Source organism: Aromatoleum toluvorans (assembly GCF_012910905.1).
GTDB lineage: Bacteria > Pseudomonadota > Gammaproteobacteria > Burkholderiales > Rhodocyclaceae > Aromatoleum > Aromatoleum toluvorans.
In genome coordinates this window covers 1-14354 of sequence record NZ_WTVN01000033.1, presented here as the reverse complement: position 1 = coordinate 14354, position 14354 = coordinate 1, and the positions used below count along the sequence as shown (strand labels likewise).

The window sequence follows — 14354 nt, the reverse complement described above, 5'->3', positions numbered from 1 at the left end:
GGGTGCCTGCGCGGGGTTGTCAGTAAGTTGTCAGACATTTCGCGTATCGGTCCGGCTGTGATTTAATTATCGTTATAAACCAGACTTATGGAGCAGCCGTGGCTGATCGCAGACTTCAGGTATTCAGCGCCGTGGCCAAGTACGGTTCGTTCACACGGGCCGCGGAACATCTGTTCATGACTCAACCCGCCGTCACCTTCCAGATCAAGCAGCTGGAAGAGCACTTCAACACGCGCCTGCTCGAACGCGGGCACGGGCGGGTCGGCCTGACGCCGGCGGGCGAGGTGGTGCTGGCCTACGCCGAGCGGATCCTCGACCTTTCGGACGAGCTGGAATCGCGTGTGTCCGAGCTGACCGACGAACTCGGCGGCGCGCTCAACATCGGCGCGAGCACGACCATCGCGGCGTACTGGCTGCCCCAGCTGCTCGAAGGATTCAAGCGCAAGTATCCGCGCGTGGTGCCGCGCGTCGTGGTGGGCAATTCGCAGCTGACCGAGGATCGCGTCGCGTCGCGCGAACTGGACCTCGGCCTGATCGAGATCGTGTCCGAGCAGCCGGCGATCGAACGCATGACGGCGACGCGCGACGAGCTCTACGTGATCTGCGCCCCCGGGCACGCACTGGCGAAGCACCAGAGCGTCAGCGCGAAGGTGCTGAAGGATCACCCGCTGATCACGCGCGACCCCGGCAATGCGATCCGCGTGCTGGCGGAGGAGTTCTTCGCGGCGGATGGCATCGGGATCGACGAGCTGACGGTGTGTGCCGAGCTGGGCAGCCTGGCGACCGTGAAGCATCTCGCGGCGCAGGGGATGGGGTTTGCGATCGCGTCGCGGGCGGCGATCCAGCGCGACCTGCGTGACGGCCGCCTCGTCGGCATTCCGCTCGAACCGCGTCAATTCACGCCGCTCGAGGTGATCGTGCCGCGCGACAAGTTCCGTTCGCGCCTCATCACGACTTTCGCGGAATACGCGGTTTCCGAACTCAAGCAGATGGCCACGGCCGACGCGGCCGCGTGATGGCGAAGGCGAAGACGAGCTTCGTCTGCAGTGAATGCGGCGGGCAGGCGCCGCGCTGGCAGGGGCAGTGCCCGCAGTGCAAGGGCTGGAACACGCTGGTCGAGACGGTGATCGAGGCGCCGGGGCCGGGTAGCAGCCGGTTCGCGGCGCTGGCCGGCACGACCGGCAAGCTGCAGTCGCTGGCGGAACTGGAGCCGCGCGAGGAACCGAGGACGCCGACCGGGATCGAGGAGTTCGACCGGGTGCTCGGCGGCGGGCTGGTGGCGGGCGGCGTCGTGCTGATCGGTGGCGATCCGGGCATCGGCAAGTCGACGCTGCTGTTGCAGGCGCTGTCGGCGCTTGCGGCGCGGCAGGCGGCGGTCTACGTGAGCGGCGAGGAGTCGGGCGAGCAGGTGGCCCTGCGGGCGCAGCGCCTGCAGCTGGACCCCGCGGGGGTGAAATTGCTGCCGGAGATCAACCTCGAGCGCATCCTCGCGACGCTGAAGGAAGCAAAGCCGCGCATCGCGGTGATCGACTCGATCCAGACGGTGTATTCGGAAGCGCTGCAGTCCGCGCCCGGTTCGGTGGCGCAGGTGCGCGAGTGCGCGGCGCAGCTCACGCGCTTCGCCAAGCAGAGCGGCACGAGCCTGATCATGGTCGGCCACGTGACGAAGGACGGCACGCTGGCGGGACCGCGCGTGCTGGAGCACATCGTCGACACCGTGCTGTATTTCGAGGGCGATACGCATTCGAGCTTCCGCCTGGTGCGGGCGTTCAAGAACCGTTTCGGGGCGGTGAACGAGCTGGGCGTGTTCGCGATGACGGAGCGCGGACTGCGCGGCGTGAGCAATCCGTCGGCGATCTTCCTGTCGCAGCATAGCCAGCAAGTGGCCGGCAGCTGCGTGCTCGTGACCCAGGAGGGCACGCGGCCGCTGCTGGTGGAGATCCAGGCGCTGGTCGACAGCGCGCACAGCCCGAATCCGCGCCGCCTGTCGGTTGGTCTGGAGCAGAACCGGCTGGCGATGCTGCTCGCGGTGCTGCACCGCCACGCGGGCGTGGTGTGCTTCGACCAGGACGTGTTCGTGAATGCGGTGGGGGGCGTGAAGATCGCCGAGCCGGCGGCGGACCTCGCGGTGCTGCTGGCGATCGTGTCCTCGCTGCGCTGCCGGCCGCTGCCGCGCGAGCTGGTGGTGTTCGGGGAAGTGGGGCTCGCGGGCGAGATCCGTCCGGCGCCGCGCGGCCAGGAGCGCCTGAAGGAAGCGGCGAAGCTCGGCTTCACGGTCGCGATCATTCCGAAGGCCAACGCGCCCAAGCAGGCGATCGCCGGCATGCGGGTGATCGCGGTGGATCGGATTGAGGAAGCGATCGAGCAGGCGCGCGAGCTGGAAGCCTGAGGCCGCAAGCCGCGGGACGATGAGGTAGTGAATGCGTTTTCAGGTGTACATCGTTTTTTGCTTATAATAAGATAGTAAGCAATTACTTACATGCGAGGCATCGCGATGGAAACCGCGCGCGTCCGGCGCTCGTCAGAATTCAGGCAGGCCGAGATCGTTCAGGCCGTCGTCGCGCTGGCGGCCGAATGCAGTCCCGCGGACATCACGACGGCGCGCATCGCCGGCGCGATGGCGTTGACCCAGGGCGCGATCTTTCGCCATTTCCCGACCAAGGAGGCGATCTGGCTGGCGGTGGCCGAATGGATCGAGGAGACGCTGCTCGGCGCGATCGAGGAGGCGTCGCTCTCGAGCGGCGCGCCGCTGGAGCAGCTGCAGGCGATGTTCCGCGCGCACGTCGGGTTCGCCGTCGCTTACCCCGGGGCGCCCCGCCTGATTTTCCATGAGCTGCAGCAACCGGGCGACAGCGCGGTGAAGCGACGCATCCGGGGATTGCTCGGGAGTTACCGCGGGACTTTGCTGCAGATCCTGAAAGGCGCCCGGGAGCGTGGGGTGGTCGCGCACGAAGTCGATGTCGAGCACGCCGCGACGCTCTTCATCGGCGCGATCCAGGGGCTGGTGATGCAGTCGATGCTCGCGGGCGGAATGCGTGGCGTGGAGGAGTCCGCGCAAGGCGTGTTCGGGGTCTTCCTGTCGGGTATCGCGGGGGGGCAGCGATGAATCGGCGAGTGGTTCGTGCGGTCGGCCTGGCGGTGCTCGGGCTGGTCCTGCTGACGGGCTTCGTCCTGCTGATGGTGCGAAGCGGCCCGCTGGCGCCGGTGCGCGTGACGACGGCGGTGCTGGAGCGCGGGGCGTTCGAGAATGCCGTCTTCGGCATCGGCACGGTCGAGGCGGAGCGGGCTTACGCGATCGGCCCGACGAGTCCGGGGCGCATCCTGGCGGTGCATGTCGATGTCGGCAGCGAAGTGCGTGCGGGGCAGTTGCTGGCCGAGATGGATCCGGTGGAACTCGATGCGCGGCTGGCGGCGTCACGGGCGGCTTCGGCGCGCGCCGTGCATGCGCTGGCATCGGCCGGTGCGCAGGTACGTGATGCGGAGGTCCGCCAGGAGCTCGCGGCGCGCAACGCGCGGCGCTATGCGTCGCTGGGCGAGCGGGCCTTCTTCAGCGACGCGGCGGTCGAGGCGAAGCGGCAGGAGGCGGATTCCGCGGGCGCGCAGCTGCAGGCAGCCCGCGCGCAGCTCGATGCGGCGCGGATGGATCTGCAGCGGCTGGACGCGGAGCGCGTGGCAGTGGAGCGGCAGCGGGCGAACGTGCGGCTGGCGGCGCCGGTCGCGGGCGTGGTGACCGCGCGCGACGCGGAGCCGGGAACGACGCTGGTCGCGGGCCAGAGCGTGCTGCGCATGGTCGATCTTGCCAGCGTGCGGGTCCGCACGCGGATCGACCAGGGACGTTCGGGGGGCGTGCGGGCGGGGCAGGCGGCCTCGATCGTGCTGCGCTCGCGGCCGGGGTTCGCCGTGGCGGGCAAGGTCTCGCGTGTCGAGCTCAATGGCGATGCGGTGACCGAGGAGCGCATCGTGCAGGTCGTGTTCGACGAGCTGCCGAAGGATTTCGCGTTCGGGGAGCTGGCCGAGGTGACGATCGCGACGAGCCGGGGGGCGGACGTGCTCGCCGTGCCGGGCGCCGCGGTGCATGAGCAGGACGGCCGGCGCGGCGTATGGACGGTCGCGGACGGGGCCACGGCCTTCGTGCCGGTGCGCACGGGCGAGGCCTCGCTCGACGGGCGGACCGTGGTGCTGGAAGGACTGCAGGCGGGCGATCGCATCATCGTGCACAGCGAGCGCGAGTTGCGCGCTGGCGAGCGGGTGGCCGTGGTCGAGTCGCTGGAAGGGATGCGCCGATGATCAGCCTCGCCGGCCGCGACATCCTCCACCACTGGACGAAATACGTCTTCACCGGCGTGGGCCTGGGACTGCTGATCGGCGTGACGCTGTCGATGGCGGGAATCTACCGCGGCATGGTCGATGACGCGCAGGTGCTCCTGCGCAGCAGCGCCGCGGACATCTGGGTGGTGCAGCAGGAGACGCTCGGGCCCTATGCGGAGCCGTCGAGCGTGCGCGACGACGCGTACCGGGCGCTGCTCGGCATGCCGGGTGTCGCGGATGCGGCCAACGTGACGTATCTGACGATGCAGATCCGTCAGGGCGAGCGCGACGTGCGCGTGATGGCGGTGGGTTTCGAGCCGGGGCGTTCGGGCGAGCCGCCTTTCCTCGTGGCCGGTCGCGGCGTGGAGCGCAGCCATTACGAAGTGGTCGCCGACGTGCGGACCGGCTTCCGCCTCGGCGAGCGCATCCGTATCCGGCGGCAGGAGTACGAGGTCGTGGGCCTGACGCGGCGGATGGTGTCGTCGAGCGGCGATCCGATGGTGTTCCTGCCGCTGAAGGACGCGCAGGAGGCGCAGTTCCTGAAGGACAACGATGCGATCGTCAATGAGCGCGCACGCACGGTGGCCAATCCGGGGCTGAACCGGCCGGGCGTGCCGGGGCTGCTCGACGCGCTCCTCGCGTCGCAGACGTCGAGCCGCAGCGTGAATGCGGTGCTGGTCAAGGTCGCGAGCGGGCACGACGCAGAGCGTGTGGCCGGGAACATCCGCCGCTGGAAGCATCTGGAGGCCTACACCTGGCGGCAGATGGAGGACATCCTCGTGTCGAAGCTGATCGAGACGTCGGCGCGGCAGATCGCGACCTTCCTCGTGATTCTCGCGATCGTGAGCGCCGCGATCGTGTCCTTCATCATCTACACGATGACGCTGGGCAAGGTGCGCGAACTCGCGGTGCTGAAGTTGATCGGCACGCGCAATCGCACGATCGCGGCGATGATCCTGCAGCAATCGCTGGGGCTCGGGCTGATCGGGTTCGTGATCGGCAAGACCGTCGCGACGCTGTGGGCGCCGTATTTCCCGAAGTACGTCCTGCTGCTGCCGGGCGACGCGGTGCGTGGACTGGCGGCGACGATGGTGGTGTGCGCGATCGCGAGCCTGGTGGCGATCCGGGTCGCGCTGAAGGTCGATCCCGCGACCGCGATCGGGGGCTGAGATGGATGCGCCGGCGATCGAGGTCAGGGGGCTGGGCAAGCGTTACGGCGAGGGCGATGCCGCGGTCGATGCGTTGAAGGGCGTCGACATGACGATCGCGCCGGGCGAGGTGGTGGGGTTGATCGGGCCGAGCGGCTCGGGCAAGAGCACGCTGTTGAAGTGTCTCGGCGCGGTGATCGAGCCGACGAAGGGGTTCATGGCGCTCGGCGGCGTGCCGGTGTTCGATGGCGGCTGGAAGATACGCGATCTGCGCGGCCTGCGGCGCGACAGCATCGGTTTCGTGTTCCAGGCGCCTTACCTGATTCCGTTTCTCGACGTCACCGACAACATCGCGCTGCTGCCGATGCTCGCCGGGAAACCCAACCGCGAGGCGCGGCGGATGGCGGTCGAGCTGCTCGAGGCGCTCGACGTCGGCCACCGCGCGAAGGCGTCGCCCGCGGAGCTCTCCGGCGGCGAGCAGCAGCGGGTCGCGATCGCGCGGGCGCTCGTCAACCGCCCGCCGATCGTGCTCGCCGACGAGCCGACGGCGCCGCTCGACAGCGAACGTGCGCTGAACGTCGTGCGCATCCTGAACCGGATGGCCGAGCAGTACCGCACGGCGATCATCGTCGTCACGCACGACGAGAAGATCATTCCGACGTTCCGACGGATCTATCGCATCCGCGACGGGCGGACCTACGAGGAGGCGGGCGAGGGCCGCGCTGCGTGAGTCTTCCGTCCGGCAGGCCGCGGCGCGGCAGAATCAATCGTGCCGCCCGCCGCGCCAGATGGACAGGAGCACGGCGATGCCGCCGGCCACCGCGCCGAAGAAGCCCAGCAGGCCGAGCGTATTCAGGCCGGCGAAGCCCGGATCGCCCACGACGGTCATGACGATCGCCGAGCCGATGATCAGTGCGGCGGTGACGATGCCGATGGTCATGCGCGTGGCGGCGCGGTCGAGCTGATCGCCGAGACGCTTGAGCGAGACGATGTCGACCTGCACCTGCAGTTTCCCGCGCCGCGCCGAGCGGAAGAGCTGGCTGAGGTCGCGTGGCAGGCCGGTGACGAGGTCGACCGCGTCGCCGAGCGTGCGCCAGCTGCGGCGGGCGATCGCACCGGGCGCATGGTGTGCGAGCAGCACGCGCCGCAGGAAGGGCGCGGCCTCGGCGCCCATGTCGAAATCGGGATCGAGCTGCCGGCCCATGCCTTCCAGGGTGATGAAGGCCTTGATGAGCAGGGACAGGTCGGGCGGCAGCGACAGGCCGTGTTCGCGCAGGATCATGACGAGATCGGACAGCATCGCGCCGATATCGAGCTGTTTCAGCGGCACGCCCTTGTACTGGTCGACGAAGGTGTCGATCTCGTGGCGCAGGCGCTCCGGCTCGGTTTCGGGGGCTTCCGCGTCGCGCCACTCGAGCAGCACGTCGGCAACGGCGGCGGCGTCGTTCGAGACGAGGCCGTTGAGCAGGACCGCGAGCTCGTAGCGGCGCGCCTCGGAGAGCCGGCCGACCATGCCGAAATCGATGAAGGCGATGCGGTTTCCATGCAGGTAGAAAACATTGCCGGGGTGCGGGTCGGCATGGAAAAAGCCGTCCTCCAGCATCATCTTCAGGACCGCCGATGCGCCACGGCGCGCGAGGAGCTTGCGTTCCAGCCCCGCGGCATCGACGGCGGCGAGGTCGCGTCCGGGGATGCCGTCGATGTAGTCCTGGACGTTCAGGCGTTCGCCGCACCACTGCCAGTGCACGCGCGGAATGACGATGTCCGGCCGCTCGACGAAGCTCGTCGCGACGCGTTCCGCATAGCGGCATTCGGCGGCGAAGTCCAGTTCGCGGCGCAAGGACAGGGTGAATTCGTGCACGATCTGGCAGGGCCGATAGCGGCGCAGGTCCGGCGCCTCGGCTTCGATGATCTCCGCGACGCGCGCGAGCAGCTGCAGGTCGGCTTCCACGGTCGGGCGAATGCCCGGCCGGCGCACCTTCAGGATGACTGCGCGGCCGTCGTGCAGGCGCGCGCGGTAAACCTGGGCGAGCGAGGCGGCGGCGACGGGCTGCGTGTCGATTTCGGCGAACGCGCTTTCCGGCGCTTCGCCGAGATCCTCGGTGAGCTGTTCGCGCACCTGTTCGAACGGGACCGCCGGGGCGGCATCCTGCAGGCGGCCGAACTCGACGATCCATTCGGGCGGGAACAGGTCGACCCGCGTGGCGAGGATCTGGCCGAGCTTGATGAAGGTCGGGCCGAGTTCCTCGAACGCCCGGCGCACCCGGGCGGGCGGCTCCAGCCGCGCGAGCTCTTCCGGTTCGTGCCAGTGCAGGGCCCGTCCGGCGCGCTCGAGCGCGTCGGCCATGCCTATGCGGCGTACGAGGTCGCCGAAGCCGTAACGGACGAGGACTGCGGCGATGTCGTGGGCGCGCGTCAGCTCACGCGCGGCACCGAGCGCTTTCCACAGCATCAGGCCTGCGGATCGCGCGGTTCGCCCTTGGCCTCGTCGGCGCCCGCCGGATGCAAGCGGTCGGCGACTCCCCTGAGCATGCCGGAGGCGAGTGCGGCAAGCAGCCCCGCTTCGTTGCGTAGGGTCTGCGCACCGCTCTGCACCTGCTCGCGCGTGAGATCCGCGACGGCACGGGCGAGGTCGGCCCCGGCATTCGCCACGCGTCCGCCGATCGCGGTGCCGCTGTTGCGGGCATGCTCGGTGAGCTCATGCAAGGTCGTGCGCACGAGGCCCGTGGCGCCGCGCCCGGCATCGGCCAGCGTGCGCAGGAAGTTGGACTCCATCGCTCCGAGCTGATCGAGTGTGCCGCGGATCTCCTGGCGCGAGTATTCGCTGCCGCGGCCGACCGCCTCCTTGACGGCGAGCAGCGTCGCCTGGGCCGCCGTGGCGAGCGCTTCGTCCAGCCCGCGCACGGCTTCGCGGATCGCTTCCATGCGCTCGCGGTCCGGCCGCTCGATGCCTTGCTGCGCACCTTTCAGGACGGCGTTGGTGACCTGTTTCAGCGCGTCGGCGTCCAGCTTGCCGTGCGATAGCGCGCCCAGCGTGATCGTCCGCACGCGCTCGGCGACCGAAGCGGGGTCGCCGTCGATCGCCGCTTCCACGTCGCGTTCAACCTTTTCGAACTCTTCGCTCATGACAGTCCCCTTGTTGGCGCAGCCGATACGGTTTTCCGCACGTTTCAAGTATGGCCTTTGGAAAGGTGGATGGCGATGGAATTCTCGACGCAGGTTGATTCGATGCCGACGTTGCGTGCGGCGCGGACACCGCACGCCCGGCGTGGCTTACCATGGCACCCTGGTTGCCGCCCCTTGTCCCCGATCACCCTGCCATGTCCGAATCTCTCCCGTCCGTGTTTTCCGCCCTCGAGCCTGCCGCCGTGTGGGCGCATTTTTCCACGCTGTGCGGCACGCCGCGCCAGTCCAAGGGAGAGGGCGCGCTGCGCGACCTGCTGGGCGAGCGGGCCCGTGCGCGGGGGCTGGCGGTGTCGGTCGATGCCGCGGGGAACCTGCTGATCCGCAAACCCGCGAGCCGTGGCTGCGAGGGCGCGCCGGGCGTCGTGCTGCAGGCGCATCTGGACATGGTGTGCCAGAAGACGGCGGATTCGCCGCACGACTTCTCGCGCGATCCGATCCGGGTGCTGCGGGACGGCGACTGGCTCACCGCCGCCGAGACGACGCTCGGTGCCGACAACGGGATCGGCGTGGCGCTGATCCTCGCGGTGCTGGAAGACGATGCGCTCGTGCACGGGCCGCTCGAGGCCTTGCTGACCGTGGACGAGGAGGCCGGCATGGGCGGCGCGCAGGGGCTTGCGGCGGGCATGCTGCAGGGGCGGGTGATGCTGAATCTAGACACGGAGGAGTGGGGCGAGTTCTTCATCGGCTGCGCCGGCGGGCTGGACGTGAATGTGCAGCGCGCGGGGCGGGCGGAGGCGTGCCCGACCGGGATGGAGCAGTGGCGGGTGGCGGTGCATGGCCTGCGTGGCGGGCATTCGGGCGTCGATATCCATGAGGAACGGGGCAATGCGATCAAGCTGCTCGTGCGCGTGCTGCGTGACCTGGAGCGACGATTCGGCATGCGCCTCGCGGCGCTCGAAGGGGGCTCCGCACGCAATGCCTTGCCGCGCGACGCGTGGGCGAGGGTGGTGCTGCCGGGCGGATACCGGGGCGAACTGGAAGCCGTGCTGGCGGCGTGGCAGGCGCGGCTGCGCGAGGAGTTGCGCGGTGTGGACGAGGGCGTGAGCCTGCGCGCGGTCCCCGTGGCGGAGGCGGGGCCGGTGATGGCCGCGCCGGAACAGGCGGCGTGGCTCGGATCGCTGCACGCGGCGCCGCACGGGGTAAGGCGCCGCAGCCTGAGCGTGCCGGGCGTGGTCGAGACCTCGAACAACCTCGGGATCGTTGCGCTGCGACCCGATGGCGGCTCGTGCAGTTTCATGGTGCGCTCGCTGCTGGACGGCGCCGCGGTTGCGCTCGGCGAGGAAATCGTGAGCCTGTTCGGGCTCTCGGGGACGTCCGCGGTGGCGTCAGGCCACTACCCCGGCTGGGCGCCGCGGGCCGATTCGCCGCTGCTCGCACTGTGCCGGGACGTGTATCGGCGCGAGTTCGGGGCCGAGTCGCAGGTCCAGGTGATCCACGCCGGGCTCGAATGCGGCCTGATCGCGGCGAAGTACCCCGACATGCAGATCGTGTCTTTCGGTCCGACGATACGCGGCGCGCATGCGCCGGGCGAGCGTGTCGAGATCGCCTCGGTGGGGCGCGTGTGGCATCTGCTGGGCGCGATCCTCGCCGCGACTGCCGGGAAGAGCGCGGCATGAATTCCGAGCACCTCGAAGCTCTCGTGACGACCGCGATGCCCTTCGGCAAGTACAAGGGGCGCCTGATCGCCGACCTGCCCGGGAATTATCTGAACTGGTTCGCGCGCGAAGGTTTTCCGCCGGGCAGGCTGGGGCAGTTGCTCGCGCTGATGCACGAACTCGACCACAACGGCTTGTCCGACCTGCTGAAGCCGCTGAGAAAGTGACCGCCGCGCGGTCGAATTCGAAAGCAAGGAGCGGAGTGCGCCCGGCGCGACGCACGCCTAGAGTGTGATGCATCGGAATCGGACAAGGCGATGAAGATGTCGAGGCAGATCGAGATGCGCGCGGCGACAACGACGGCCGATCCGCGCTGGGCGGCGGTGCAGGCGCGTGATGCGCGGGCGGACGGCCAGTTCTGCTACGCGGTGAGGACGACCGGCGTGTATTGCCGGCCTTCCTGTGCGGCACGCCTGCCGCGGCCCGAGAACGTCGAATTCTTCGCCACTGCCGCGGAAGCGGCCGGGGCCGGGTACCGGCCGTGCCGGCGGTGCTCGCCTTCGGGGCAGGCGCCGTCGCAACAGCAGGCGGAGATGGTGGCGGGCCTGTGCCGACAGATCGCGCTGGCGGAGCGTCCGCCGACGCTGGAGGAGCTCGCGCGCGCGGCGAACCTGAGCCCCTTCCATGTGCATCGGGTGTTCAAGGCCGTGACCGGCACCACGCCGCGTGCCTACGCCAGGGCGTGCCGTGCGGCGCGGATGAAGGCGACACTGAATGAAGAGGAAACCGTGACCGGGGCGATCTACGCGGCGGGCTATGGATCGAGCGGGCGCTTCTACGAGGAGGCCGGCCGGACCCTGGGGATGAGCGCCGGCAGCTACCGCGCCGGCGGCGCGCGGCAGCAGATCCGCTTCGCCGTCGGCGAGTGTTCGCTCGGCGCGATCCTCGTCGCCAGCACCGAGCGCGGCGTGTGCGCGATCCTCATCGACGACGATCCGGACGTGCTGGTGCGTGATCTCCAGGATCGTTTCCCGCGCGCCGACCTGATCGGCGGCGATGCCGATTACGAGCGGGTCGTGGCGACGGTGGTCGGCTTCGTCGAGGCGCCCGGACTCGGGCTGGACCTGCCGCTCGACGTGCGCGGCACCGCGTTCCAGATGCGCGTGTGGCAGGCTCTGCAGGCGATTCCGGCCGGCGAGACGGTGACGTACACGGATATCGCCAATCGCATCGGCGCGCCGAAGGCGGTGCGCGCGGTGGCCGGCGCTTGCGCGGCGAACCGCCTCGCCGTGGCGATTCCCTGCCATCGGGTGGTGCGCAGCGACGGCGGCCTGTCGGGGTACCGCTGGGGCGTGGAGCGCAAGCGGCGCCTGCTGGCGCGCGAAGCGGCGCGATGACGCAGCGGACCACGGTCTCGATTCCTCTGCCGGCCGGTTTCCGCCCCGCCGACATCCTCGCCTTCCATCGTCGTGATGCGGAAGAGGTCGCCGAGCGCGTGACCGACGATTCGCTGCGCAAGGGCATGCTGTGGGACGGAACGCCCGCGTGCCTGAGCGTGCGTTTCGATACGGAGGTGGCGACTGCGGAAATCGCGCTCGACGCGGAAGCGGGGCGCGATCTCGACGCCCGATTCGAACCGATGGTGCGGCGCATGCTGGGGCTCGAGCAGGCGGTCGAGGCCTTCGAGGAGCGTTTCCGCGGCGATCCGGCCATCGGCCGGATGATCGCGGTCCGCGCGGGCCTGCGTGTGCCGCTGACCGCGACGCCGTTCGAGGCGCTCACCTGGGCGGTGACCGGGCAGCAGATCAGCCTCAAGGCCGCCGTGTCGCTGCGGCGGCGGCTGATAATTGCCGCCGGCGTGCGTCATGCATCGGGGCTGTTGTGCTACCCGGATGCGGCGCGGCTCGCCTTGCTGGCGGAGGAGGACCTGCGCGCAGCCGGTTTTTCGTCGGCGAAGGCGCGTACGCTGCGGGCGCTCGCCCGGCTGGTGGCCGACGGGGATTTGCCGCTCGATGCGTGGGCGGCGGCGGCCCCGGTCGAGCAGATTCGCACGAGCCTGCTCGCCGTGCGCGGGGTGGGGCCGTGGACCGTCGACTACGTGCTGCTGCGGGGCTTTGGCTGGCTCGACGGCTCGCTGCACGGCGACGTCGCCGTGCGCAGGGGGCTGCAGGCGCTGCTCGGGACGGAGGGCAGGGTGGGCGAAGCCGAGGCGAAGGCGTGGCTCGCCCGCTACGCGCCGTGGCGTGCGCTGGTGGCCGCCCACCTCTGGGCAGCCGGCGCGACCGCAGCGTATTGAGCGCCGCGCATTACTTGCGGTGCGACTCCTGCCATTTGTCGAGCGAAACCAGCACCCTGTCCAGCAGGGTGTGCAGCTGGTTCCAGTCCTCGCTGCTCAGGTCCGCGAACATCTCGCGTTCCAGCCCGCGGCCGATCTCTTCGCCTTCGCGCCACACCCGCATGCCGACCTCGGTGAGGGCGAGGAACTGCTGACGGTTGTCGTTGGCGTTCGGGCTGCGCGTGATCAAGCCGCGATCCTCGAGAAACGCGATGTTCTTCGATAGCAGCGTCTTGTCGAGGACCAGCATGTTACCGAGATCCTTCGCCGTGATGCCGGGGTGGTCATGCACGAGGCGCAGCACGCGCAGCTCGCGCACGCCCAGTCCGAAGGCCTTCTTGTAATACGCGTTGCCCGCCTTGATCGAAATGGTCTTGATCAGGTCGAGCTTGTAGGTGAGGTAGGGCGCGTTGGTGTCGTTCATCAGAATGCGTTGCCGGCGACCATGTCGTCCGGAAAACTCCGTCGGCGCGTGAAAGGGGGCGCCCCGATTATGACGGAGTTGCCCCCCGCGCAACAGCGAAAGCTGATAATTGGCGCGCTCAGCGCAGGAAGGATTCCGCGAGTGCGACCCAGTATGCCGCGCCGACCGGCAGGTTGCGGTCGTCGAAGTCGTACTGCGGATGGTGCACCATCGGTGTGTCGCCGTTGCCGATGAAGCAGTAGGTGCCCGGCCTGCGCTGCGCGAAGAAGGCGAAATCCTCGCTGCCCATGAAGCGGGGGCCGTCGGTGACCACGTTGTCGGCACCGAGCAGGTCCTTCGCGACCTTGGCCGCGAACGCGGTCTGTTCGGCATCGTTCACCAGCACGGCGCCGGGCGTGCCTTCGCGGATTTCCCACGTCACGCCGTAGCATTCGGCCTGCGCGGCGGTGATCGAGCGCACCTTGCCGAGCACGAGGTCGCGCGTCTCGGGCCGGCTCGTGCGGATGCTCAGGCGCAACAGGGCCGACTGCGGGATGACGTTGCCGGCGTCGCCGGCGAGGAACGCGCCGACCGACACCACGGCGGAATCGAGCGGCGCGACGTTGCGCGACGTGATCGTCTGCAAGGCCATCACCAGCGAGGCGCCGGCAACGACCGGATCGATGCTGCGCTCGGGCATCGAGCCGTGGCTGCCCTTGCCGCCGAGCTCGATTTCCCAGTTGTCGACCGCCGCCATCACCGGGCCGGTCGTGAAGTGGATCTTGCCCTGCTCGAGCCCGGGCATGTTGTGCATGCCGAACACGGCGTCCATCGGGAAGCGCTCGAACAGGCCGTCGTTGATCATCGCCAGCGCGCCGCCCATCACTTCCTCGGCGGGCTGGAAGATCAGCCGCACGGTGCCGTTGAAGTTCCGCGTGCGCGCCAGGTGCTGCGCTGCGCCGAGCAGCATGGCGCTGTGACCGTCGTGGCCGCAGGTGTGCGAGCGGCCCTCGACGGTGCTGCGGTGGTCGCCGGCCGCCGTTTCGGTCACCGGCAGCGCGTCGATGTCGGCGCGCAGGCCGATCGCTTTCTTGCCATCGCCGGCGCTGAGCGAGGCGACGATGCCGGTCTTGCCGACACCGGTGGCGACCTCGTAGCCCCAGGAGCGCAGCAGGCCGGTGATGTATTCGGCGGTGTGGCGCTCCTCGAAGGCCAGTTCGGGGTGGCGATGCATGTGATGGCGCCAGCCGGTGATCTGTTTCTCGTCGTTCGCGAGTTCTTGCAGCAGCATGTTCATGTCTTCACCTCTGTTGGACGAAGGGGGTGGCCTGGCTTCCGGCGCGTGGGGTCGTGCGAGGCGGGGACCGGGAGGGGTTGGG

General features: G+C 69.4%; 14 protein-coding genes. 10 read left to right on the top strand and 4 right to left on the bottom strand.

Going from position 1 to position 14354, the window contains the following annotated elements:
* Nucleotides 1–98: 98 nt before the first annotated feature.
* The 6 genes from GPA22_RS17960 to GPA22_RS17935 all read left to right on the top strand — a co-directional run bounded on the left by GPA22_RS17960 (nucleotide 99) and on the right by GPA22_RS17935 (nucleotide 6186).
* Nucleotides 99–1016: a LysR substrate-binding domain-containing protein gene (locus GPA22_RS17960; RefSeq protein ID WP_169257432.1), complete on the top strand. Its 918-nt coding sequence runs from the start codon at nucleotides 99–101 to the stop codon at nucleotides 1014–1016.
* Nucleotides 1016–2389 carry a DNA repair protein RadA gene (gene radA, locus GPA22_RS17955; protein ID WP_169257431.1) on the top strand — a complete coding sequence of 458 codons (1374 nt, stop codon included), beginning with the start codon at nucleotides 1016–1018 and terminating at the stop codon, nucleotides 2387–2389. The genes GPA22_RS17960 and radA overlap by 1 nt, the downstream gene beginning before the upstream one ends.
* A gap of 90 nt (nucleotides 2390–2479) precedes the next feature.
* On the top strand, nucleotides 2480–3106 hold the full coding sequence (locus tag GPA22_RS17950) for a TetR/AcrR family transcriptional regulator (protein WP_246264498.1): 627 nt from the start codon (nucleotides 2480–2482) through the stop codon (nucleotides 3104–3106).
* Nucleotides 3103–4287: an efflux RND transporter periplasmic adaptor subunit gene (locus GPA22_RS17945; RefSeq protein ID WP_169257430.1), complete on the top strand. Its 1185-nt coding sequence runs from the start codon at nucleotides 3103–3105 to the stop codon at nucleotides 4285–4287. Before GPA22_RS17950 ends, GPA22_RS17945 begins: the two co-directional genes overlap by 4 nt.
* Complete coding sequence (locus tag GPA22_RS17940; protein WP_169257429.1) at nucleotides 4284–5477, top strand: ABC transporter permease; 1194 nt, start codon at nucleotides 4284–4286, stop codon at nucleotides 5475–5477. The genes GPA22_RS17945 and GPA22_RS17940 overlap by 4 nt, the downstream gene beginning before the upstream one ends.
* Before the next feature lies 1 nt (nucleotide 5478).
* The gene (locus GPA22_RS17935) at nucleotides 5479–6186 is read left to right on the top strand and encodes an ABC transporter ATP-binding protein (RefSeq protein WP_169257428.1); all 708 of its coding nucleotides are present in this window, start codon (nucleotides 5479–5481) and stop codon (nucleotides 6184–6186) included.
* Between the two features lie 33 nt (nucleotides 6187–6219).
* On the opposite strand, the gene GPA22_RS17930 is transcribed toward GPA22_RS17935, so the two are convergent.
* Entirely contained in the window at nucleotides 6220–7908 is a 1689-nt protein-coding gene (locus GPA22_RS17930) for an ABC1 kinase family protein (RefSeq protein WP_169257427.1), read from the bottom strand.
* The gene (locus GPA22_RS17925) at nucleotides 7908–8582 is read right to left on the bottom strand and encodes a DUF6781 family protein (protein WP_169257426.1); all 675 of its coding nucleotides are present in this window, start codon (nucleotides 8580–8582) and stop codon (nucleotides 7908–7910) included. The genes GPA22_RS17930 and GPA22_RS17925 overlap by 1 nt, the downstream gene beginning before the upstream one ends.
* Nucleotides 8583–8776: 194 nt before the next feature.
* Between GPA22_RS17925 and GPA22_RS17920 the strand changes: the two genes are divergently transcribed.
* The 4 genes from GPA22_RS17920 to GPA22_RS17905 all read left to right on the top strand — a co-directional run bounded on the left by GPA22_RS17920 (nucleotide 8777) and on the right by GPA22_RS17905 (nucleotide 12533).
* Nucleotides 8777–10258, top strand: coding sequence for an aminoacyl-histidine dipeptidase (locus tag GPA22_RS17920; RefSeq protein WP_169257425.1), 1482 nt, complete (start codon nucleotides 8777–8779; stop codon nucleotides 10256–10258).
* Nucleotides 10255–10464, top strand: coding sequence for a DUF3820 family protein (locus tag GPA22_RS17915; protein WP_121429028.1), 210 nt, complete (start codon nucleotides 10255–10257; stop codon nucleotides 10462–10464). The genes GPA22_RS17920 and GPA22_RS17915 overlap by 4 nt, the downstream gene beginning before the upstream one ends.
* Nucleotides 10465–10554: 90 nt before the next feature.
* Complete coding sequence (gene ada / locus GPA22_RS17910) at nucleotides 10555–11634, top strand: bifunctional DNA-binding transcriptional regulator/O6-methylguanine-DNA methyltransferase Ada (protein ID WP_211169206.1); 1080 nt, start codon at nucleotides 10555–10557, stop codon at nucleotides 11632–11634.
* Complete coding sequence (locus tag GPA22_RS17905; RefSeq protein WP_169257424.1) at nucleotides 11631–12533, top strand: DNA-3-methyladenine glycosylase family protein; 903 nt, start codon at nucleotides 11631–11633, stop codon at nucleotides 12531–12533. Before ada ends, GPA22_RS17905 begins: the two co-directional genes overlap by 4 nt.
* 10 nt (nucleotides 12534–12543) lie before the next feature.
* Here GPA22_RS17905 and GPA22_RS17900 read toward each other — a convergent pair whose 3' ends face one another.
* Nucleotides 12544–12996: a MarR family winged helix-turn-helix transcriptional regulator gene (locus tag GPA22_RS17900; RefSeq protein WP_169257423.1), complete on the bottom strand. Its 453-nt coding sequence runs from the start codon at nucleotides 12994–12996 to the stop codon at nucleotides 12544–12546.
* 118 nt (nucleotides 12997–13114) lie between these two features.
* Nucleotides 13115–14272, bottom strand: coding sequence for a M20 aminoacylase family protein (locus GPA22_RS17895; protein WP_169257422.1), 1158 nt, complete (start codon nucleotides 14270–14272; stop codon nucleotides 13115–13117).
* Nucleotides 14273–14354 lie beyond the last annotated feature (82 nt).